General features: G+C 39.2%; 25 protein-coding genes. 12 read left to right on the top strand and 13 right to left on the bottom strand.

Annotation, left to right across the window (positions count from 1 at the left end):
* Window positions 1–56 precede the first annotated feature (56 nt).
* Both AC2JBO_RS03220 and AC2JBO_RS03225 read left to right on the top strand, forming a co-directional pair.
* Entirely contained in the window at window positions 57–323 is a 267-nt protein-coding gene (locus AC2JBO_RS03220) for a ribbon-helix-helix domain-containing protein (protein WP_496952177.1), read from the top strand.
* Window positions 320–631: a type II toxin-antitoxin system RelE/ParE family toxin gene (locus AC2JBO_RS03225; protein WP_496952178.1), complete on the top strand. Its 312-nt coding sequence runs from the start codon at window positions 320–322 to the stop codon at window positions 629–631. The genes AC2JBO_RS03220 and AC2JBO_RS03225 overlap by 4 nt, the downstream gene beginning before the upstream one ends.
* A 351-nt stretch (window positions 632–982) precedes the next feature.
* Here AC2JBO_RS03225 and AC2JBO_RS03230 read toward each other — a convergent pair whose 3' ends face one another.
* The 3 genes from AC2JBO_RS03230 to AC2JBO_RS03240 form a co-directional block, all read right to left on the bottom strand.
* Complete coding sequence (locus AC2JBO_RS03230) at window positions 983–1,603, bottom strand: hypothetical protein (protein WP_496952179.1); 621 nt, start codon at window positions 1,601–1,603, stop codon at window positions 983–985.
* Between the two features lie 363 nt (window positions 1,604–1,966).
* The gene (locus AC2JBO_RS03235) at window positions 1,967–2,410 is read right to left on the bottom strand and encodes a nuclease-related domain-containing protein (RefSeq protein ID WP_496952180.1); all 444 of its coding nucleotides are present in this window, start codon (window positions 2,408–2,410) and stop codon (window positions 1,967–1,969) included.
* 82 nt (window positions 2,411–2,492) lie between these two features.
* Window positions 2,493–2,783 (bottom strand): nucleotidyltransferase family protein, encoded by a 291-nt coding sequence (locus tag AC2JBO_RS03240; RefSeq protein WP_496952181.1) that lies wholly within the window; start codon window positions 2,781–2,783, stop codon window positions 2,493–2,495.
* A gap of 230 nt (window positions 2,784–3,013) precedes the next feature.
* On the opposite strand from AC2JBO_RS03240, the gene dacB reads away from it, so the two are divergent.
* The gene (gene dacB, locus AC2JBO_RS03245; protein ID WP_496952182.1) at window positions 3,014–4,465 is read left to right on the top strand and encodes a D-alanyl-D-alanine carboxypeptidase/D-alanyl-D-alanine endopeptidase; all 1,452 of its coding nucleotides are present in this window, start codon (window positions 3,014–3,016) and stop codon (window positions 4,463–4,465) included.
* 11 nt (window positions 4,466–4,476) lie between these two features.
* Here the strand turns inward: dacB and AC2JBO_RS03250 are convergent, their stop codons facing one another.
* Window positions 4,477–4,905: a glycine-rich domain-containing protein gene (locus tag AC2JBO_RS03250; protein ID WP_496952183.1), complete on the bottom strand. Its 429-nt coding sequence runs from the start codon at window positions 4,903–4,905 to the stop codon at window positions 4,477–4,479.
* Window positions 4,906–5,018: 113 nt separating this feature from the next.
* Here AC2JBO_RS03250 and AC2JBO_RS03255 point away from each other — a divergent pair, with 113 nt between their 5' ends.
* From AC2JBO_RS03255 to AC2JBO_RS03265, 3 genes are all read left to right on the top strand, one after another.
* On the top strand, window positions 5,019–5,234 hold the full coding sequence (locus tag AC2JBO_RS03255) for a hypothetical protein (RefSeq protein WP_496952202.1): 216 nt from the start codon (window positions 5,019–5,021) through the stop codon (window positions 5,232–5,234).
* A gap of 309 nt (window positions 5,235–5,543) precedes the next feature.
* Complete coding sequence (gntT, locus tag AC2JBO_RS03260) at window positions 5,544–6,902, top strand: guanitoxin biosynthesis MATE family efflux transporter GntT (protein WP_496952203.1); 1,359 nt, start codon at window positions 5,544–5,546, stop codon at window positions 6,900–6,902.
* A 554-nt stretch (window positions 6,903–7,456) separates the two neighbouring features.
* Window positions 7,457–8,032 carry a Uma2 family endonuclease gene (locus tag AC2JBO_RS03265; protein WP_496952184.1) on the top strand — a complete coding sequence of 192 codons (576 nt, stop codon included), beginning with the start codon at window positions 7,457–7,459 and terminating at the stop codon, window positions 8,030–8,032.
* Between the two features lie 99 nt (window positions 8,033–8,131).
* On the opposite strand, the gene AC2JBO_RS03270 is transcribed toward AC2JBO_RS03265, so the two are convergent.
* Entirely contained in the window at window positions 8,132–9,187 is a 1,056-nt protein-coding gene (locus AC2JBO_RS03270) for a class I SAM-dependent methyltransferase (RefSeq protein WP_496952185.1), read from the bottom strand.
* A gap of 276 nt (window positions 9,188–9,463) precedes the next feature.
* On the opposite strand from AC2JBO_RS03270, the gene gifA reads away from it, so the two are divergent.
* Window positions 9,464–9,658 (top strand): glutamine synthetase inactivation factor IF7A, encoded by a 195-nt coding sequence (gene gifA, locus AC2JBO_RS03275; protein ID WP_496952186.1) that lies wholly within the window; start codon window positions 9,464–9,466, stop codon window positions 9,656–9,658.
* A 110-nt stretch (window positions 9,659–9,768) separates the two neighbouring features.
* On the opposite strand, the gene glnA is transcribed toward gifA, so the two are convergent.
* Window positions 9,769–11,187 (bottom strand): type I glutamate--ammonia ligase, encoded by a 1,419-nt coding sequence (glnA, locus tag AC2JBO_RS03280; RefSeq protein ID WP_496952187.1) that lies wholly within the window; start codon window positions 11,185–11,187, stop codon window positions 9,769–9,771.
* A gap of 385 nt (window positions 11,188–11,572) precedes the next feature.
* On the opposite strand from glnA, the gene apcB reads away from it, so the two are divergent.
* A complete protein-coding gene (apcB, locus tag AC2JBO_RS03285) occupies window positions 11,573–12,082 on the top strand; it encodes an allophycocyanin subunit beta (protein ID WP_496952188.1) in 510 nt (169 codons plus the stop codon).
* A gap of 133 nt (window positions 12,083–12,215) precedes the next feature.
* Here apcB and AC2JBO_RS03290 read toward each other — a convergent pair whose 3' ends face one another.
* Complete coding sequence (locus AC2JBO_RS03290) at window positions 12,216–12,656, bottom strand: hypothetical protein (protein ID WP_496952189.1); 441 nt, start codon at window positions 12,654–12,656, stop codon at window positions 12,216–12,218.
* 414 nt (window positions 12,657–13,070) lie between these two features.
* Here AC2JBO_RS03290 and AC2JBO_RS03295 point away from each other — a divergent pair, with 414 nt between their 5' ends.
* Window positions 13,071–13,922, top strand: coding sequence for a TlyA family RNA methyltransferase (locus AC2JBO_RS03295; protein ID WP_496952190.1), 852 nt, complete (start codon window positions 13,071–13,073; stop codon window positions 13,920–13,922).
* Window positions 13,923–13,976: 54 nt separating this feature from the next.
* Here AC2JBO_RS03295 and AC2JBO_RS03300 read toward each other — a convergent pair whose 3' ends face one another.
* Window positions 13,977–14,228, bottom strand: coding sequence for a Calvin cycle protein CP12 (locus tag AC2JBO_RS03300; RefSeq protein ID WP_496952191.1), 252 nt, complete (start codon window positions 14,226–14,228; stop codon window positions 13,977–13,979).
* A 717-nt stretch (window positions 14,229–14,945) separates the two neighbouring features.
* Entirely contained in the window at window positions 14,946–16,289 is a 1,344-nt protein-coding gene (locus AC2JBO_RS03305) for a GTP-binding protein (RefSeq protein WP_496952192.1), read from the bottom strand.
* A gap of 123 nt (window positions 16,290–16,412) precedes the next feature.
* On the opposite strand from AC2JBO_RS03305, the gene AC2JBO_RS03310 reads away from it, so the two are divergent.
* The 3 genes from AC2JBO_RS03310 to AC2JBO_RS03320 all read left to right on the top strand — a co-directional run bounded on the left by AC2JBO_RS03310 (window position 16,413) and on the right by AC2JBO_RS03320 (window position 18,533).
* A complete protein-coding gene (locus tag AC2JBO_RS03310; protein WP_496952193.1) occupies window positions 16,413–16,931 on the top strand; it encodes a hypothetical protein in 519 nt (172 codons plus the stop codon).
* Between the two features lie 43 nt (window positions 16,932–16,974).
* On the top strand, window positions 16,975–17,229 hold the full coding sequence (locus AC2JBO_RS03315) for a hypothetical protein (protein ID WP_496952194.1): 255 nt from the start codon (window positions 16,975–16,977) through the stop codon (window positions 17,227–17,229).
* Between the two features lie 386 nt (window positions 17,230–17,615).
* Window positions 17,616–18,533, top strand: a complete 918-nt coding sequence (locus AC2JBO_RS03320; protein WP_496952195.1) for a 1-aminocyclopropane-1-carboxylate deaminase/D-cysteine desulfhydrase — start codon at window positions 17,616–17,618, stop codon at window positions 18,531–18,533.
* On the opposite strand, the gene AC2JBO_RS03325 is transcribed toward AC2JBO_RS03320, so the two are convergent.
* The 4 genes from AC2JBO_RS03325 to AC2JBO_RS03340 form a co-directional block, all read right to left on the bottom strand.
* Window positions 18,534–19,868, bottom strand: coding sequence for a deoxyguanosinetriphosphate triphosphohydrolase (locus AC2JBO_RS03325; protein ID WP_496952196.1), 1,335 nt, complete (start codon window positions 19,866–19,868; stop codon window positions 18,534–18,536). It lies immediately after the preceding gene.
* 116 nt (window positions 19,869–19,984) lie between these two features.
* Window positions 19,985–20,422 carry a hypothetical protein gene (locus AC2JBO_RS03330; protein WP_496952197.1) on the bottom strand — a complete coding sequence of 146 codons (438 nt, stop codon included), beginning with the start codon at window positions 20,420–20,422 and terminating at the stop codon, window positions 19,985–19,987.
* Window positions 20,423–20,571: 149 nt separating this feature from the next.
* Window positions 20,572–21,294 carry an energy-coupling factor ABC transporter ATP-binding protein gene (locus AC2JBO_RS03335; RefSeq protein ID WP_496952198.1) on the bottom strand — a complete coding sequence of 241 codons (723 nt, stop codon included), beginning with the start codon at window positions 21,292–21,294 and terminating at the stop codon, window positions 20,572–20,574.
* 25 nt (window positions 21,295–21,319) lie between these two features.
* Window positions 21,320–21,961, bottom strand: a complete 642-nt coding sequence (locus AC2JBO_RS03340; RefSeq protein ID WP_496952199.1) for an energy-coupling factor transporter transmembrane component T family protein — start codon at window positions 21,959–21,961, stop codon at window positions 21,320–21,322.
* Window positions 21,962–22,066 lie beyond the last annotated feature (105 nt).

Below are 22,066 nucleotides of genomic sequence, written 5' to 3' on the forward strand. Positions count from 1 at the left end.
TTGGGGGGATCAATATAAAGCGTCATAATATAGGAAAACCTGGCTCTCCAAAAATTATGAACATCCAACTTAAACCTGAAGATGAGCAATTGATTCAAATACAAATTGCCAGAGGTAAATATGGAAATGCCGAAGAAGTTGTTAGTAAAGCATTAAAGCTATTAGATGAGTGGGAAAAAGGTTATCAAAATTGGGTTGAAGAAGCTCGTCATAAAGTAGAAGTTGCTGCCGAACAGTTAGATAGAGGTGAAGGTATTGATGGGGAAGTTGTAGTTGCGCGGCTGCGAGAGAAACTACGTAAAGCCAAAGAAAATCAAGCATGAAACAGCACACTATTTCTCCACAAGCAAATCAAGACTTAGAGGAAATTATTGATTATTTTACTATTCGTAACGTTGATGCTGGAGAGCGTTTTATTGATGAATTTAATAAAAAATGTAGATATTTGGCTAATTTTCCCAATATGGGACGCAGTTATGCTGATATCAAAGATTACTTGCGAGGTGTACCTTTAGATGGTTATATTATTCTCTACCGAATTAATGATAACGGAATCGAAATTCTACATGTTGTTAGCGGTTACAGAGATTTAGAATCTTTGTTTACTGATGCAGATGAAGATTTGAGATAAAAGCTTATAGTTAGTAGCTGATGTTCTTGTATTGAGTATATATCTTTACCATAGATACACAGTAGAGACGCGATTGATCGCGTCTCTACACAGAGAGAAACCTTTTTGAATACGGCGCCTGATTACAGAAAAATATTGCTTTTGGTATAAAAACAACTTGAATTATATGTATCTTCATTGTTATTAACATGACTGGAAATAGAAAAAAACAAACGCTTCGGATAGAATCACAAGGTGTTATTAGCATATTTTCCTGCGCTCAAAATGCAGAATCAGCTATGTAACAAAAATTTAGATTTACTTTAGATTCTCGATTTTTTAAGAGTCGGGAATCTAAATGACCTTGTTGCTTTAATTTGCAATTGGCACATTCTTAAATGCTGCTGTATCTGGAACAAATATATCTAAGTTATTAATACCATCTGGGACTCGCAACCAAACGTAAGCGTCAGCAGAAGAATTAGGACGCAGTTGGAATAAAGAAACGGCGCCAGTTGATCGACTTGCATTAACTCCCTTGTAAGTTTCGCTGGTATCGGGGTTACGTGCTGTTGTACTACTAACTGTTATAACGTCAGTTCCTTGAGCTGCATTTTCTGCTGCAACGCGACGAATTCGCATTTGCACGTTCACAACATCACGGTTTCCACTTTCAGGGTCTTTAATTCGCTTTACAGAAAGTAATTCTACTCTTCCTTTATTACCGAAAGCAGGTTGAACAAATTCACCTGGCTGAATATTCTTAGTTGCAGTACTTGAAACTGGTGTTGTGGTTTGAGGTGAGGGTGCTTGGGTTTCTGCGCTTGCTGGCGCCTGAGTTGGAGTGCTAGGAGTTGGGACAGTAGTATTACTTACTGCTTCCTTAGAACTCAGTGTTTGTTGAAACGTGTAAACTTGATAAGCCGCAAAACCGCTACATATCAAAGCTAAAGTCGAGAGAATAACTGCCAAACTTGACAAAAACGTATTCATATAAGAACCCCTGTAAATTAAAAGCTGTAAAACAGGTAGATTTTATTACAAGTATGTAACAGCACACTGTTAATTCAAGCTCTTTTATATACATAATCTTAGAAACCGGACTTTTTAAAGGATACAGAAGAGCAAATCAGGAGTAAAATCTCCTAAAAGCAGCTTTAGTAATGCAAAGCGTGAGGAACGGCAAATAGTAGTATCAGTTTTGTACTAAAACCGCAAGGGCGCCTAAAGGAAACAGTACCGGGTTCTAAGTGCAGTTTGCTTCACCGTAGCACGGTATTAAAATAGATTATTTAATACTACTGTAGTACATTAGATAGATAGGATTAAGATATTTGCACATGTTAAAATAATTACTCAGAATGATAAATGACTAGACCCAACATTACCTTTGGTAAAACATAACAGTGCAGTTACCCACCGCGCGCCTTTTAAACTTCTCACTTCTTTTGCTTGACCTTTGACTTTATAAATCAAATCGCCTTCTGTAAAATCATAAGTATTTCTGCCATAGCGCTTTCGCAAACGACCGTCTTCATAAACTTTAGTACCACCGTGGGATTTAACATCGACTACGTACCAATTCCCTTTTGGAGAGCGTAACACAACATCCGCATCTCCCCATTTCCTAATTCTTAGGTTGTATTCAACTTGCCACCCTTTACATTCCAACGGGTGTAATAAAGCAGCTACTTCGCTTTCTGCTTCGGCGCCACGTTGAGCATCCGAAGCTCGTTTCATCAGGTATTGCCCACTGCGGTATAAATAGTAGGCGCCAGCTAATCCCCCTACTGCTAGCAAAAACTTCTTTGCCTCCGACTGTATATTCTTCTATCCTTTGAATACCATTCAGCAATATCCATTAAATAACGCTTTTCATCTCTCATAACATTACAGCTTCCTGCAAAACTTTATCTCTGATTAATTCATGTAAATTACTAGGTTTTGCTACATCAACTTCACGTTGTAATAATTCTTCTAAATCTTGTTTTAAACCAATCCTGTCTAATAAATTTCTTCCTGCTTCCATTTCCACTAAAAAATCAACATCACTATCTTCTCGCGCTTCTCCTCTAGCTACTGAACCAAATACTCGCAGGTTATAGGCGCCATATTTAGCAGCGATATTCAGTATTTCCTCTCGCAATGGCAATAATAATTCTTCAATCCCCATAAATTTACGCTTAACCTTCTCTCTTATTATGATTACGTTTGTGTATCTAATTTAACGCTTCACTTTTGTACAGTTGATGCGATAAAGTTCCATAGCTGAAAATTATCTCATCAATTCGTTGCAGTAGACTTCCGGTGCCGTTCAATGTCCCAAAGGAAACATTGGGGCGACTTTGTGCGTCTGCCTTGTCTTACTGTTGGTTAAATATATTTTATTCTGAAGTAACTTTTATGGCTTCTTGTGTTCGTACTGTCTTTCTATTATTACTCGGCGCCCAATTAAATACTGTTCCACTAGCCCAAGCGCAAACTCCAACCCCAACTCCAACTCCCAGAACTATTTGTCCAGCACAGCTTGCATCTAATTTAGATACTGTTATTAACCGTCCATTATTTAATAGGGTGCGGTGGGGTTTGTTGGTGCAAAATTTGAATGGGCAAACGCTGTATAACCGTGATGCAAACAAGTTATTTACTCCAGCTTCTAATACTAAGCTACTAACTACAGCAGCAGCTTTACAACAGTTAGGCGCCAGTTTTAGAATTCGTACTTCAGTTTACCAAGAAGCGAATGGAGTGTTGCGAGTTGTGGGTAGAGGCGACCCAAGTATTACAGATACACAGTTAACAGCTTTAGCAAAACAACTTAAAGCTAAAGGTATTACTAGAATTAATAAGTTAATTGCTGATGATAGTTTTGTTCAGGGTGATGTAGTTCAACCAAGCTGGCAGTGGGAAGATATACAGTCAGACTACGGTGCCCCTTTTGGTAGTTTTATAGTGAATGAAAATGCATTTACTATTAAGTTGGCGCCGCAAGCTGTAGGCAGACCACTACAAATTAACTGGGCAGAGCCAAACGAGGCAAGGATATGGCGACTACTCAATTTATCTGTGACAGGAGCAAACGACCAACCAACAGACTTGAGTGTAACGCGCGACTTATCAGGAAATGTACTAAAAATTCAAGGACAACTTGCTGCGAATGCTAGCCCATTTGCTGTAACTTTACCAGTCGTTGACCCTAATTTCTTCTTTTTGCGTCGCTTTCGTACAGCTTTGGCTTCGGAAGGAATAACTTTAGGTGAAACAGCAGTAGAAGCGACTGGTGCCACAACTACCGAAGTTGCAGCTACTGTATCACCAACTTTAGGAGAACTAGTAGCAAAGACAAATGTAAACAGTAATAATTTATATGCAGAATCTTTACTAAATGCATTAGCTGTTAAACAAACTCGCAAACCAGGACAAACTACATCAGCTTTGGGGTTAGAAGTTCTCAAAACAACTTTAACGCAACTTCGAGTGAACCCAACAAGTTACTTCATAGTTGACGGTTCAGGTTTATCACGTAAAAACTTAATTAGTCCCGAAGCATTAGTACAAGTATTACAGGGAATGGCAAAGGCGCCAACTGCATCAATATTCCGCGCGTCATTACCAATAGCAGGTAGAACAGGCACCCTTAAAAACAGATTTCGCGGTACACCCGCAGAAGGTATCGTTGTAGCAAAAACAGGAACAGTAGGAGGTGTCGTCTCCCTATCAGGCTATATAACCACACCCAACTACGAACCGTTAGTTTTCAGCGTAATAGTAAATCAAACAGAACAACCCGCCAGTGTTTTACGCCAAGCTCTAGATGAAATGGTAGTAACAATGACACAACTAAGACGTTGCTAAGAAATTTTTGATTAAGCCCCTCTTGTGGAACGGGCATCCCTGCCCGTCCTAATATTCCGTTGCTGGAAATACTTTTTGTAACTTTCGAGCGTTTGACTATATAAATCACTATACTTTTGACCCTCTTGTTGCCCGCCTTTAGTTGGGTTATGATGTAAAGGCATTTTTAGGACGTTAGGACAAAAATCTTCCCAATAGGACTGTGTGTAAGTTAGATGTAAATGCCAAACTTGATCTACTTGTTCCGAAGGTGTAACAACATGCTCGGCAACGACTGCTAGAAATACAAATTTTTTATATTCTTCAATAGCCCTTTGCGTATACTCAGTTGTCCAATTATTCTGAGCAGCAAGTTTCTTACTGAAAGGCAATCGCGCGTCAACATCATCCAACGAAAACTGCTGAATTCGTTCGTAAAGTAACAATTCTTGAGAATTCATACTTATTAAGTATTTGGTAAGTATAATGTTTTGCTGTCAATAATCAGAACTTTACGCAAGTCCCATTCACCGCATTACGTGACACACTGAAATATTTATGTGAAAGACACGGCATAGAATTTGTAGTTTTTGAGGAATCTTACACCTCAAAAATGTCATTTTTTGATGGTGATGAATTACCCGTATTCGGAAAAGAAACCGAAGCTCAGAAGGAACAAAAACCTTCTGGCAAAAGAACAAGACGCGGTGAATACAAAACTGCAAACGGAACAGTTATAAATGCCGATGCTAATGGTGCATCAAACATCCACTCGAAAAGCAAAAATTGACATATCTAAAATCACTTTTAGAGTATGTCAAGTCATAGCTAAAATCAATATTTGGCGCTTGTAAAAAATTACCATCACGTAAAGGTACGGCAGCAAGCTTGTCTTGTTGTACGACTATAGGTCTCACTGAACCGGGACAGTAAATTAGAAACCCCATCCGCCAGGAGCGGTGGGGTGGTTCATATTACATTTAACATCATTAACTTGAGGCTAAGGATCGAAAGTTCAGCAGTTGCTGCAAAGTTTGGCAAAAAGGGTTTAACCTTAAAGAAATTTAAACTGAGTCCTAATTTTGAGGCTTTTGATGATATGGCGTTGACGCTCCCAGTACAGTATAATTTTTTGCCTCGTTTTTATCGGCTTGCCAGTGTTAGCGCCCTTTCCAATATGATGGTGCCGCTAGCTGGTATCGTTGATATTGCCTTTTTGGGACACTTGGCTGATATTCGTCACTTGGCTGGAGTGGTTCTGGCTACTATTCTGTTTGACTATCTTTACCGAGTGTTGAAGTTTTTACGAACTAGTACAAATGCGCTGACTGCCCAAGCTGTAGGACTCGATGACTCGAAAGCTGTTTTACTTGCAGGACTGCGAAGTGGTTTAGTTGCTCTAGCTATTGGTGTGCTTATTGTATTGCTGCAATATCCTTTACAAAAGCTAGGTTTTGCGATTTTGAGCGGTTCTCCAGAAATTGAAGCATCCGGAGCTGATTATTTTTGCGCGCGTATTTGGGGGGCGCCTGCTGTTTTACTAAATTTTGTTCTCATTGGTTGGTTTCTCGGACGTGAGATGAATGGCATTGTCCTGTTTATGTCTATTATTGGCAATGGCTCGAATGTTGCCCTTGACTATTTAATGATTAATAAGTTCGGTTGGGCATCTTGGGGCGCCGGACTTGCAACAGCAGCGAGTCAGTACTTAGCGTTAATTAGTGCTTTGATTTGCTTATGCTTTATTATTGACTGGCAAATACTACCAAACGCTTTAAAAGAAGTTTTTGATTGGGCAGCACTTAAAGATACTGTAGTACTAAAAAGTAATATTTTGATTCGTTTCTTAGCCTTAATTTCCGCTTACGCCATCTTTACCAATATAAGTGCCGCAATGGGAACAACTGTTTTAGCAGAAAACGGTTTGATTCTCCAAATCGCTTTATTGAGCCAGTTTACAATTCAGGGTATAGGAATGACGGCTCAAACATTAACTGGTAACTTTAAAGGTAAAGGCGAAACACAAAAGTTAATACCGTTGCTGACAGTTTCAGTTATAACTAGCTTAATAATATCCTTTGGAATTGCGATTGCATCAGTGATGTTTCCAGACGCAATATTTGGATTGTTAACAAATCATGCTGAAGTTAACCAACACATTAGTCACTACACTATTTGGTTACTGCCTTTATTAGGGTTTACATCTGTTGCTTTTATGTTAGAAGGATATTTCATTGGCTTGAAAGAAGGCGCCACTTTACGCAACGCTGTTTTAATTGCCTTCTTTTTAGGCTTCCTTCCCCTAGCAATTACTGCATGGAACCTACACAACAACCATCTTCTATGGACTTCCCTTGTTTCGTATATGGCAACACTTCTTTTCGCACTTGCTATACATCTACCTCGCACAATTGGCGCCTTTAACCAACTGTCAACTGAAGCGCTTACGTCTAATTAGCTTACGAACGCACTATTAACGGCGCCTGTGCTATGACATCTCCGAAGAATTACAAATCGCTATCGGTCAGTTCAAAATCAGTTAGTCCTAATATTTATCTTGTGGAATGGGCTATTTATCTTGTGGAATGGGCATCCTTGCCCGTTCCATAATGCCAGTTCTCCTGCCAATCAAATGTAGACGTGTTTAACTTATGTAGGTTGGGTGAAGCTCCGCATAACCCAACATTACAGACCGCACGATTATTCGTATTGATCAAGTTTTTTACGCTTCTTACCATGCCAACTTAGATGCTAATCAATTATCTAACTTAATTGCTAACGCTATTGCTCATGAAATTGGACATACTTTAGGTTTAGCCCATTCTGCGCTAACAACCGATGTGATGCATGATGGACTTGACCATACAGTTCACAGCTTGATGCCTCCTTCGTTTCACGAAAAACAAATAAATATGATGAATTTTGCTATTCGCAAACTCGGCGCCTGAAGTGGTGTCTAAGCAAAACTCATCTACGTTAAAATAGAGCCACTCTGGATGTAATATAGATGCCATGACTGCCATTACTATTGACTTTAACAGTGTAGTCAAGCTTAGTGACGATCAATTTTACCAACTGTGTCAGGATAATCCTGATGTCAAATTTGAGCGTAATCAATGGGGGAAACTGGTAATAATGCCACCAACAGGAGGAGAAACAGGAAAACGTAACGCTAAACTAACCACAAGGTTTGTTGTGTGGAACGAGCAAACTCAATTAGGAGAAGTATTTGACTCCTCAACTTGTTTTAAACTTCCTAATGGCGCCGACCGTTCCCCAGATGTCTCATGGATACAATTAGAAAGATGGAATGCACTTACCGACGCACAACGAGAGAAATTTCCCCCCATTGCTCCTGACTTTGTATTAGAATTAATGTCTCCGTCTGATAGCTTGAGCGAAACACAAGCCAAAATGCGCGAATATATCGAAGCGAAAGTTAAATTAGGTTGGTTAATAGATAGAAAAAGTCGTCGTGTAGAAATTTACCGTTTAGGACAACAAGTTGAAATATTAGATGCTCCTACAACTTTATCTGGAGAGGACGTGCTACCAGGCTTTGTTTTAGACATGCAGTTTGTATGGTAATTATTTAACCTGTATTTTTTGGTTTTCGGAAAAGTTTTCTATATTATGAGCAAATAAAGGGCGGGCAAGGATGCCCGCTCCACAAGATAAGATAAGTGTTTATGCTGGTTTATGAGCTATTAAGTACTTACTCATGAAGTGTACTTGTGTCTCGATGTTTTCAAAACCTGCTTTCTGTAACCGTTCGACCAAATCATCAGTCATGTAGTGGCGATAATATGGTTCGTGGAACGTTTCGTAGAAGTTGTGCATTATCGGCTCGAATTCGGGAGAATCACTTACCTGGATGGAGTCACAGATAATAAATGTTCCACCGGGTTTTGTGACTCTAAAGCACTCGTTGATCACGTTTTGCCGCGCGACTCCTGGTAATTCGTGGAATAAAAATACCGAAGTGACTGCGTGGAAGTAATTATCTAAATAAGGCAACTCTTCGCTGTTCGCTTGCAGCAGTTGCGGTACTTCTCCAGGTATTTGGGAAAGTAATTCGTTAGCTTTACGTAAATAAGTTGGTGATAAGTCTGTACCGTAGAGCAATGCATGAGGTAGTGTACTGCGAATTGCTTTCAAGGTACGACCTGTACCACATGCTATGTCTAATACACGTCTTTGTGACGGAGGTACATCAGCAAAAAAGTTTAAGTTTTCTTTTAATGGTGCTAAAATCCGGCGCCGCATTGCATCTGCTGAACCACCAAACAATATCTCGACCTGTAAGTCGTACATATTGGCAGACAATTCGCTCAAGTAGCCATCTGTCTGATGGTGGAAGTTTTGCACATAATAGCTGGGGTAGCCTTCAATATTAACGTTTGAAGAAAACTCTTGGTACTTCTTGTTCTTCGCACGTTCCCAAAGTTGCGGCAAGTCAAACCACATCAAAGGATAGTACTTAAAAAAGTCTTCCCAAGGGTTATCGAACAGCAGACTTTCTGGATAAATACCGCGTTGCGAGTCTTGCCAGTCAACCTCAAGGAGATTATTCGATCTGTGTTGAATTTTTCCTATCACCTCAATTGGAATTGGCCTAGTTTTATTCTCAGTCGGTGATATCAAGTTCATCAACCGTGTACTGATAAGCTTGTGTGCTAAACCAAAGTAACTTTTGCCCTGCTGAAAACTCTGATAAGTAAGCTTTGTTAAAGTGTCTGACATGACAATGACTCGGTTTTTATTACCTTTTATATATTTACTTTAAGTAATTTTAACCAATATTTTATGAGCCTGGAGTAGGGTTTACCGTTCGAGGTTATTAAATCCTTAACAACAAGTCATGAAATTAATAATCATTCTTTTCAATAGAATTATTAAGAAAATATAAAATTTTATAAAATGGTATCATTATGTAACATAAGTTACAGAATTAAATGCGATATAATTTGTTGAGACAAGAAAAGAAATCATACTCACAGTTCACGAGAGGAATCTGTTATGTCAACACAAGATAAAGCACGCGCGTTAATGCAACGTCATTACCACCTGGTAAAGAATCGTCAACAATCGATGTTAGGACGTACCGGTGAAGAAATAGGTTTGACTGGAGAAGTTTCTGATTACTGGAACCCCTTACAAGGCAAGATTGATCCAAGTAAGCGCGCAGCTTATGATAGCACTTCGATGAGTTAGGGGCTTTTAGTTTGAACAATGATATTAAGTCCTGAACAAAAAACCACCCACAAGGGGTGGCTTTATTTTTGATAAGGACTAAAGTCCTTAATACGAGAAAATTTTAACCCTTAGCAGTCGTAGTAAAGAGCGAACTCGTGAGGATGAGGCCGCAAGCGCATGGGGTTGACTTCGTTATCAATTTTGTAGGCTATCCAGTTTTGGATAAAGTCTTCGCTGAACACACCACCCGCAGTTAAGAAAGAATGGTCTTTTTCTAAAGCTTCGAGTGCAGCGTCGAGTGAACCTGGGGTAGAAGGAACTTTTGCTAGTTCTTCTGGTGATAATTCGTAGATATTTTTATCTAAAGGTTCGCCTGGATCTATTTTGTTCTTGATACCGTCTAAGCCAGCGCACAGCATTGCTGCAAATGCTAAGTATGGGTTGGAGGTCGCATCTGGACAACGGAACTCCAAGCGTTTAGCTTTTGGATTTGTTCCTGATAAAGGAATACGAATCGAAGCTGAACGGTTTCCTTGGGAGTATGCTAGGTTTACAGGCGCCTCATAACCTGGAACTAAGCGCTTGTATGAGTTAGTAGTGGGGTTGGTTATTGCCAGTACAGCAGGTGCGTGCTTGAGCAAACCACCAATGTAATGTAAAGCAGTTTCGCTTAAACCAGCATATTTATCGCCAGCAAACAAGGGTTGCCCGTCTTTCCAAATTGACTGGTGACAGTGCATACCAGAACCATTATCACCAAATACTGGTTTGGGCATAAAGGTTACGGTTCTACCATACTTCTTAGCTACGTTTTTGATGACATATTTATAAGTCATCAACCAGTCAGCAGCTTGAATTAACTTACCAAACTTAAATCCAAGTTCGCACTGACCACCTGTAGCAACTTCGTGGTGATGCTTTTCAATGGGTACACCTAACTTCGCCATTGTTAACAGCATCTCTGTCCGCATGTCTTGGAAAGTGTCGGTGGGAGCTACTGGAAAATAACCTTCTTTGAAGCGGGGTTTGTAACCTAAGTTACCACCAGCTTCAGTTCTACCGGAGTTCCATTTAGCTTCGATGGAATCTACATAGTAGTAACCAGAACTGGAGTTTTGGTCGAAGCGAACGTCATCAAAGATGAAAAATTCTGCTTCTGGACCGAAAAATACTGTGTCGCCAACACCACTAGAAATTACATAATCTACCGCGCGCTGGGCAATTTGACGAGGACAACGGTCGTAAGGTTCGCCAGTACGAGGCTCGATAATGCTACAAACAATAGAGAGCGTTGGCTCTTGCATGAATGGGTCAATCCATGCTGTATCTGGGTCGAGAACCATCGACATGTCGCTAGCTTCAATTCCTTTCCAACCCCGAATACTTGAACCATCAAAAGGTACACCTTCAGTGAAGCTGCTTTCATCGATTTGGTTTTGGTACACCGTTAAGTGCTGCCAAGTTCCCAACATATCGATGAATTTCAGGTCAATCATCTGAATGTTCTTGTCTTTAACCAACTTCAGAACTTCTTGTGGGGTTGTCATGGTTACTCCTTATCTGCCTATTAAACTTCACAGTCAATTTATTTAAGCCCAAAGCATTTGTTGACCCTGCTTGGCGCTCACCAAATTTTCGCACCTGGATTATCGTATGAAGTGGCTGTCGATTATTTTGTATCTTCAGATACAGAATTTCGGTTTTAAAGGTTATATTAACTTTGACCCAGCCATAACGATACAAAACTACATAGTAGATTTTCTTATGAGCAACTTTGACATAAAATCCTTTATGAGAGTGCTTTTTGCGGCGCCGAAATATTATTGTAGAGGTAATGCTGGCAACACAAGTAGTAACTCATGCATTTACTGCATAAGAAAACAGTCAAATTAATATCAAGCCATTGACAGGAATGATTGGGAGATAAAAGCTATGCGCGACGCTGTTACAAGTTTAATTAAGAATTATGACGTTGCTGGACGTTATTTTGATCGACTTGCAATCGACAATCTCAAAAGCTACTTTGAAAGCGGTACCGCGCGCATTAAAGCAGCATCAGTCGTCAATTCTGGAGCAGCTGGAATTGTTAAGCAAGCTGGTTCGGCATTATTTGACGAACAACCAGAGTTAATTCGTCCGGGTGGTAACGCTTACACAACTCGTCGCTATGCAGCGTGTTTACGCGATATGGACTACTACCTGCGTTATGCAACTTATGCACTTGTTGCTGGCAGCATGGATGTTCTTGATGAGCGTGTTCTCCAAGGGTTACGCGAAACCTATAACTCATTAGGTGTACCCATTGGTCCGACTGTTCGCGGTATTCAAATTATGAAGGATATCGTTAAAGAACAAGCTAGTGCAGCAGGTGTCACCAATACCAGCTTTATTGATGAACCCTTCGACTACATAACACGCGAGTTAAGCGAGAAAGACATTTAGATTTTGGATTTTGGATTGGTTGCATTTTGTCAATATGGCTTAACAAAACTTAAAGCAAAATCTTAATCAAAACAATAGCGAGTCTTTGTAAGAAGACTCGCTATTTTTGTATTACAGTAAGTTTCAAACCAACTCATGCTGACATCCATGAATAATTCCGTTGCTCATCTCTAACTGCTAAAGTTGAAACTACGTCTACGACTTGAGTTATATCCAACGGTTTAGATATACAAGCATCGCAGCCTAAGTCTTGAGCAATTGTAGGGTAAGCACTTCGATTTGATTCTGCTACAGCAATTATCAAAGTTTGTTTTTCTGCTTTCATGGCACATTTTTGAAATTGTGAAGCTAGCGCAAAGTCATACATTGCTTTAACGCTCGCAAATACCACGTCAGGAGGATGATACACAAAACTTGATGCCACATTTACAACCGATGCTTCTGAAATAACCGTGGCGCCGTGCGATTCTAAGATATAAGCAAGTAAGTCGCGCTCATCTCGCTTGCTTTCAATAACTAATATGCGTAACCCGGACAGGGAGGTTTTTTCAATGACTCGTTTTTCTATATACATTACAGTAACCTCAAATAATAAGCAGAACTAATAATTGAAATAAGTATTCTATATAAATCTTACTTCAGCACCAATGAACGCCATAAACGTAAAATTACTTAGATATTACAATATTTAACAATTTGTCTACATTCTACTTATACAAGTGAAAAGTTTTGCTACAGTATATTTTTAATGATGTATTTACTTTTTGCTTGTTTAAGTAGAAAAATAGGCTTTGTATCAGTCGAAAGTTGTGAAACCAATCGACTCACGAAATATATTTAAACAATTAGGATACTTACCAAAGGTAGATTGCAATTCAACTTTATCCTGATGGCGCCTTCGCTCAAACGCTCCTAAAATGCGATAACAACCAGAACACCTTAAAATAGTTTACATCAAGAGTAAATAGTTTCTTAAGAAAATATTAAATTGGCAAAACAACGACTCGACATCTTATTAGTTGAACAAAACATATGTACTTCCCGTGCATTGGCACAGCGCCTGATTCAAGCCGGAGAGGTAACGGTTGATGGTAAGATGATTGATAAAGCTGGAACTGAAATTGATACAGGCGCCTGCATTATAGTTAAGCAAAAATCTCGCTTCGTCTCAAGAGGTGGAGAAAAGCTAGCAAAAGCGCTCTTAACATTTAATATTTCAGTGACAGAGCGTATATGCTTGGATGCGGGTATTTCGACAGGTGGGTTTACAGACTGTCTACTTCAAGCAGGAGCTAAATTAGTTTACGGAGTTGACGTTGGTTACGGTCAAGTAGACTGGAAACTGCGAAATGACTCCAGAGTTATCTTACTAGAACGCACAAACATTCGACATCTGACACCTGAACAAATATACAAAAACTCCCCCCCTTATCAAGGGGGGGTTGGGGGGGGATCAACATACGCTGACTTCATAGTCGTCGATGTCTCATTTATTTCTGTAACCAAAATTTTATCCGCACTTTGGCACCTATCAGAACCACCGCGCGAAATGCTGCTGTTGGTCAAACCACAATTTGAAGTTGGAAAAAATCGAATTGGTAAAAAAGGTGTAGTACGTAGCTCAATAGACCAAGCAGACGCTATCTATCAAGTTTTACAAGCAGCGCAAGAACTTGGATGGAAGTACAAAGGTTTAACGTGGTCACCTATTACTGGGCCTGCTGGAAATGTTGAATACTTGCTGTGGTTATCTATGTTGAGTCAGATACCAGCATTAGAATTGGAAGCTATTAAGGAACTTACTTTTACTGCTTTCAATGAAATGAGTAAAAAGTGCTGAGTGCTGAGTGCTGAGTGGTAAGAGTTACTCAGAACTCAGCACTCAGCACTGTATTTATACGTCGTATACGCGACACTCTAAAGCATCGGGGTTCAAGGAGCAGTATTGATCCAATGAACTTTTGACTGGAACTGTTTGACTGCGGTGTGATTTTTCTGCTTGTAACTCTTCAACGATGTCCCAAGCTACTGCACACTCTTGCGAACCATCTCCATGTAAACCACATGCACTGCGCGCTTCAACAATTGACTGTTGAATTACTTCCTCAATTGCTCCTGCTTGAACGACTTCTAATGTATTTTGCATTTTAGACTCTCACTTTCCTACTTAACTAATGAATGAAAAATATTCCAACTAAGTATTTCGGTTTTAACTCAGTAAACTCGGCACTGCAAGGTATTAATACTTATAGATTTATGATAACTAAGTAATATTACCTGTTGTTATTTATAAGCATGACTCTGTTTACCTCTACCTAATACACTTAGTGTAAACAATGTTAATCAAACTGTGGGGTAGTAAAAACCGTCATTTTGCTTGATGGAAATGACCGGATAACACTCCGATGTAATTATGGAATTAAGGAAATCTAAATTCTGCATTAACTGTTACATTTTTGAGAAACTTTATATCCGTTAATCAAAGCATTTCTCATTAAATTAACGAATTATTTATCTGTATAAATTAATTTTACGTTATAAAAAGTTACATGAGCGCATTGTTGCTTAACAAGTAGGCACCGAACGTGAAACCATTGATAGGTAAGGCGGGTTCGGCAAGCGGTAATATATTCTAGACTGCTGATTCGAGTCAAATTTGACAGAAATTGAGCAAAGTATACATATAGATAAAGACAGATGTCAAAAATTAAAATTTGATAAAACTTTTCAAAGTAATTTAAGAAACAGGGTTTGTTTCAACGAACCCCATTTTTTCATAACTTTTCATAAGTTTTTCAGATTGTAAGAATATAAATTACTAATATAAAAGTGGGAACAATTAGATAGGGAGTTACGACTAACCTCAACTTTCTAATTTACCTTTCAATTCCTGCTGTAAGCGATGTAAAATTGTGTCTTTAGGAACAGTAGCTAGTATTTCCTGCATAACAGTACTGGCACCAAACTGTCCCCAAGTACAGCCAGCTTCCAGATATACTTTAGCTGCTTTTCCAATTGCAACGGCGCCATATCCAGCAATACCTGACTGAACTAATGCACTGCCAATAAACCCAGTAATATTACCACCTGTTTCACCAGCGATAACAGAAGCACTTTTGTCTAAACCAAATACAATACTTGTTCCCAACTCCCCTAGTAATAAACCACCCGAACTTAGAAAAATCGTCTTGAGAATTTTTCCAGCTTGATACCCAGTCATTGGTAAACCGTACAAACGCGCGAGTGAACGAATTAAAGCAAGGTCAGTAACTGCACCACCAAACACATCGAGTACAGCAATAGGATTTAACGCTACTACCAAAGCTTTATATTTTGCAAACTGCCATATTAACTCTTCTGCTTGCTGTTCGCGCGCATCGATTGTTTTTTGAGCGATGCTTTCTTCAACTTCGCGTGCTTGTACCAAAGCATTGAGCGCTAAAAGTGACCTACCCTCACGGTTAAGGATATTTAATATAGTTTGTCTTAACTCATCTATTTGAGGTGGTAAAGTTTCCCACTCATAGTCAACCCGTCCCGAAGGATACTCAACCCGCACCTCTAAAGGTGAAGGTTCTGCTGCTACCATAACTATTTCATCAGGTTGTAAAGGTTTTTCTAATAGATTTCCGGCGCCTAACTGCTGTAAATTTTGATAAACAGTCTCTCTATCGGTGTCAGGATATAAATCAATCTTGTTAAAAACTAAAATCAAAGGTTTCTGAGACTTTCGTAACTCCAACAAAGCATTATACTCAGTGCGCGTGATATCACCCGACACCACAAACAAAATCAAATCAGCTTGTTGTGCCACATCTTTAGCCATTTGCGCGCGTATTTCCCCCGCAATTTCATCTAACCCAGGTGTATCAATTAACTCAACCTGCACTTTCTCGCTAGGACTCCAACGTATCGAACGGGGGTACTGGGTCACACCATTAAGAGGCCCAGTTTGCAACACCTTCTGTCCCAACAAAGCATTAAGTACCGAAGACTTACCACGACTAACCAAACCAAAAGCAGCAATACGCACAACATTTTGGTCAAGCTTATTAAGGGTCGAGGTTAATATCTCCAACTCAGGTTTTACCAAACCCGTCAACTGAGAAGAAGCTTGTCCAGCAGAGCGGAGATTATTGTACCAAGATAGAGTTTGGCGGAGACTAGCGCGCGCGCGGTTTAAGTGACTTTCTTGTAAATTCGACACAGCAGTAATGTATATAGAGGGTTAGTTAGTTATAAGCACAAAGCGCGCTTCACAACAATAATTACAAAAATAACCGCTCTTTGACATAATCATGCTTATAGAGTAAAGGTGTATCTACAAATTATGTCCGCATCTGATTGGGAAAAATTTTTAGCAGAAGGAAGAGAAACAGTTGAAATGGTTCGTAGAGGACTCAGAAAGCGTGGTATCAACGCAGGCGAATCTATCATGACAGACTTTGGTACTGATGAGGATATTCCTGTATACAGTAGGGATGATGAGCGTAAACTATTTTGGATATCAGTAAAAACTGTTACAGTTCCAGTCTATGATTATAATGTATTACCAACTTATTACAAAGGCTGGATGTGTGGTGAAGTTGAAAGCAAACAATGGGTTAATCCACCTTCAGCAATTATCTGGTTTTGCCCTGCAACACGTCTAGCTTGGGGTACAATAGTTCCTAGAAGGTTAAGTCAACGTTGGTTTATTTTTCCAGACCGTTGGGGAACAGCGAAAGATAAACGTAAATCCCATATTCTGGGGCAAACTACATATCTTTATCCTAGTTGGCTTGTACCTCCAAAACATGCTGTAAGCAAAGAGGAAATAATCGCTCATATTCAAAGATTAGCGCAATAAAATTTTGTACAATCGTATTAATTTAATTATAAGGATGAAAATTATGTCAGAAACTTTTGTTGACCTTGATGGAATTTTCAATCTGGCATTTAAAGAAACGCAAAAAATGTTAGAACTTGGTTACGATATTAGCGACCCTTCAATTGTTACATTGCTAGAATGGTATGCTGGTAAATATCCTGAAATAGCAGAGCGTTGTAATGATGCATTAACCGAATTGATTGAAAAACAAGCTCTAATATCTCCTGAACTAGCAACTAATGTGTATGATAGATATCCAGGTCCGCATAGTTTTTAAATAACGGCGCCTTTTATTTTGGCTAATAGTACATAAAAAATAATTAATCTAATTTTTAAATATAAATGAAGATAACAGTATTGGAGTTGCTACAGCAATATGAGAAAGGAAAAAGAGATTTTAGTGGAGAAAACTGAATAGTAAGTATTTATAGATTTGCATTATTTGTTGCGTAATTGATATAATTGAACTCGTGGTCTATGTCATAAGTTATGGTGTGTTTTCTTCTCTTATTTCTTCCTTAGCGTCCTTTGCGTTCTTTGCGGTTCGTTTATTCAACACCCGCTCATTAACTCTTTTAACTCTTACCTTTGTGTACTTTGTGCCTTTGTGGTTATTCTTTCTTACCACCCAAAATTAATGACAATTTTTAATTTTGTTAATTTATGTCCCCTTTTGCTTCTCCTCCGATACAAAAAATTGATAGCAAAGTCGCGCGCGCTTTTAATGTAGAACTTTACGTATTACGTTTAGATTTGGTGCATCCGGTTATTAGTGGTAATAAATGGTATAAGTTAAAATATAATCTTGAAGCAGCGAAGCGAGAAAATTTAGATACTATACTTACTTTTGGCGGTGTCTATTCTAATCATATACATGCAACTGCGGCAGCGGGAAATTTATTTGGGTTTAAAACGATAGGTGTTATTCGTGGAGAAGAAACGCTGCCACTTAACCCTACATTAGAGTTTGCCACAAGTCAGGGAATGCAGCTTATATATATAGATAGACAAACTTACCGACTAAGAAACAGTGAGACGCTACATCAAGAACTATACGCGCGCTTTGGTAAGGTATTTATAATTCCTGAAGGTGGTTGTAACTTGGATGGGGTGAAGGGTTGTACAGAAATAGTTAGTCAAGATGTTGAGTTTGATATTGCTTGTATTGCTTGTGGGACTGGTACGACTTTAGCAGGTGTTGCACTTTCTTTAAATGACAAGCAGCGTGTAATAGGTTTCCCTGTTCTGAAAGGAGGAGATTTTTTAAAGTCTGATGTTGAAAGTTTATTAGGACAATACAAAGACGCTAAAAGTATATCATGGGATTTGATATGTGATTATCATTTTGGCGGTTATGCAAAAGTTAATGATGAGTTGTTAAGGTTTGCGCGCGAGTTGGAGATGAAATTTGGCGTGCCGCTTGATTATGTGTATACTGCTAAGATGTTTTATGGTGTTATGGATTTAGTTAAACAGGAATATTTTAATGGGCGCCGTGTTTTGTTGATACATACTGGAGGTTTACAGGGGAATGTGATAAGAGACAGGCAGGGATGCCTGTTCCACAAGATTGATATATAGTTATTTAATTGAGATGCCGCTGAATTTTTGGAATAAGCTGGTTGCGTAGGAGTCGCTCATTCCTGCGATATAATCAGTGATGCGTAAGATTTTTTGGTATGTATTTTCGGTTTCTTGTGGACGATATTTTTCTGGAAGTATTAACGCTATTAATTCACCTTTTTTACTGGTACGTAATGCTGCATCGACAAAATCAGCAAATAGTTTTCCTAAGACTTCATAACCTGCTATTCGCATTCCGATAATGTCTGGATGTAGGAAAACTTTTTTGCTGACGGTTTTGGATATATTTTGTAGTTGTGGTGTGTATTTACTGAGGGATAATAAATTTTGGTCGAAAGTACCTGCAAGTATTTCATTTTCACGCGCGAGAAAGGTGTCTGCTGCTTCTTTGATTAAATTATTAATTGATTTACCGCGTAAACGTTTGACTTTTTCTGCTTCGCTAAATTCTGGTTCATCATCTACATTTATTTTAGCAATATCGCTGAGTAAGTTGCGCGTTTCAGAAAATGATATGTAGCCCATACGATAACCGTCTTCGACATCTATTATCGAATAACAAATGTCATCTGCTGCTTCAACGAGAAATGCGAGGGGATGACGTGTCCACCATTCTGCGTTATCATGGCGCCTAATTAAGCCAACAATTTGAGCAACTTCGGTAAATAATTCTTTCTCGGCTTGGAAAAAGCCATATTTTTTGGCACTACAGCCAGTATAATCAGTAAGAATATTTGCAGGAATAAACGATTCGCGCGGGTATTTGGTAAATGCTGCTAATGTCGGACAAGTTAGTTGCATCCCACCATGACGATGATGCATTTGCAGATTGGTAAGAATACGAAACCCTTGCGCGTTGCCTTCAAATAAATCAAAATCAGATTTTTGCTTTAGATTAAGACAGTTTTGTTCTAATTCACTATACTCACTATACCAAGATACAAAACCTTGACGTATGGAATCCTCGCCTGAATGACCAAACGGGGGATTACCTATATCATGGGCTAAACATGCTGCTGAAACAATATCTCCAAAATCTGAGCCATTGAACCCATCTTTTTCTAACTTGTGACGGTTGACGACTTCGTACCCGACAATTCTACCAAGGGAACGTCCAACACAAGAAACTTCCAAACTGTGAATCAACCGCGTCCGAATATAATCGTTTTTTGATAGCGAATAAACTTGTGTTTTATCCTTAAGGCGCCGAAATGGGGAGGAAAATACAATGCGGTCACAATCTTTTTGAAAACAGGTTCGGTCTAATTGTATATCTTCCGGCGCCTGTTTTCCAAGACGTTGGGGGGTGAGAAGTTGCTTCCATTCCATCATAAATAAAGTAATGAGTGCTGAGTAATGAGTGCTGAGTGCTGAGTACAGTTAGGAGTTAGGAATTAGGAGTTAGGAGTTAAAACTTAGCACTCAGCACTCAGCACTTTCCACTCTTTTTACGATTCGGGTTTTGTACAATAGCTGTTGAGTGTACTAACCGAACTATCGAATTCTGCCGCAGCATCAGTAATATTTTTGAAAGCTGTGTCTATATCTCCGCGCGCTTTTTGAATTGCCGCGCGTCCTTCTGTTGTTGCTTTGGCATTTTTTGCTCTTCCTAACGCTTTTGCTCCTGCATCCACGTTTTTACTCATGGTTTCAAAAGTCTTGACAAATTTGCTCTGATAGTCTTTTAACTTTTCATCGCTTATATTCAAGTCGCCAATTTCTTTACTAGTTTCTTCTAATTGTTTTGCAAGTTTTATGCCAGTTGATACTTGTGCGACTTGACTTTTTTGAATTAGCTCAGTACCTTTACTTACTTGCTTAATCAATCGTTCGCACTGAGCAACTTTACTGTCGCTACAGCTTGCCAATAACAATACTATACCCACGCTCACGGGAGCTACAATATACTTACGCCAAACCACAATATATACCCATCACCATAAAATCCCAAATAATAGTATCCGATGATTCAGGTTTTTGGATAATTGTTCCGATACTTTTATACACAGAGCAAATATATAGCAAAACACGCTCGTTACCAGTCTACGGGTAAACCTAAACTTTCTAAGGTTTGAGCATCCTTCAGTAAAGGTTTAATTTGACCGTCGATGGCAATTCTACCTCCATAAAGCACTAACGCGCGTTGTGTAACTCTTGCTAACCAGTGCAAATCGTGGGAAGCTACGAGCAAAGCTTTACCTTGCCAGTTTATTAAAACTTGTGCGAGTTTACGGCGCCAAGCTGGGTCAAGTCCAGTAGTTGGTTCATCCAGTATGAGTATATCAGGCTCAAGAGCAAGAATTGCAGCTAGGGCAGCTAGGCGCCGTTGTCCACCAGATAGTTCATGTGCGGAACGTTTTTCGTAAGCTTCTAGACCAAATTCTGTCAACAAATGTCTAGCTTTGTCGGTTGCTACTGCATTATTGACTCCATAGTTTCTTGGACCAAAGGTAATATCCTCTAAAATCGTTGGCATAAATAATTGGTCGTTAGCATCTTGAAAGCCAAAACCAATATGGCGCCTCACTTGTGCTAAATTTTGCGGTTCTACATGTATATTATTTATCAATATTTTTCCTGACTTCGGCTGCTTTAAACCAATTAGGTTTTCGAGCAAAGTACTTTTTCCTGAACCAGTGGCACCCATTAAAGCGACTCGATCGCCAGGTTGAATATCAAATGTAATTTCACTTAGTACATTTAATTCTTTAGTATATGAATACACTAAGTTATGAACAGCTAAAACAGGTTGTGACATTTAGATAAAGGAGGAGAGAGGTAATTTATATCCAAGACGCAGTAGTTAAAGTTAGTGCAATAATGCTTATCAAGATAACTACGTAAATTTCTTTTGGTCGAAGTTCTGAGTTGACGGGCATTTCTCCTGTGTAACCACGCACGACCATTGCAGCGTAAACTCTCTCTGCACGGTCTAAAGAGCGAACGTATAATGCTCCTATCATTGATGCACTGGCGTAGCGTAACCATCCAGCAGTACCCGAAAGTCCTCTTAACTGGGCGCCACGCTGCATTCTTTCAACTTCACCAAGCAATATTTCCATATACTGCCCAGCTAGTAATAAGCTTTGTTTAAATACGCTTGGTAAAGGCAATGATTTAAGCGCGATACCAAAACTGTGGGGTGGTAGCGTTAGCAAAAAACTATTCATCGTTACTAAACAGGTTAATGAACGCACTAACAAGAAACTCGCGCGTTCCCAACCTAGAGGAAGTGCTAAGAATGATAGGAATAGTAATTCAGTGCCGAGTAAAGCTGCAAGTTTGGGAAGTTTTGCACGTAATATACTAGCCCAAATTAATGCTAAAACTACATAAACACTTAGCATCGACCAAGCATTCTGTTTGAGCAAAGCGCAGCCAATAACAATTATTAGAGATATATATAAACGTAAAGTTAAAGACATGGTTATTAGGTGAGGTCACTTTGATCCCCCAACCCCCCTTAATAAGCAGGGCTGATTCGTTCCCTAAAAATCTTGAAAAATCAAGGGTTTCGCGCAAATCTTTAT

This window comes from Calothrix sp. CBUCES-K 9914 (assembly GCF_059640475.1).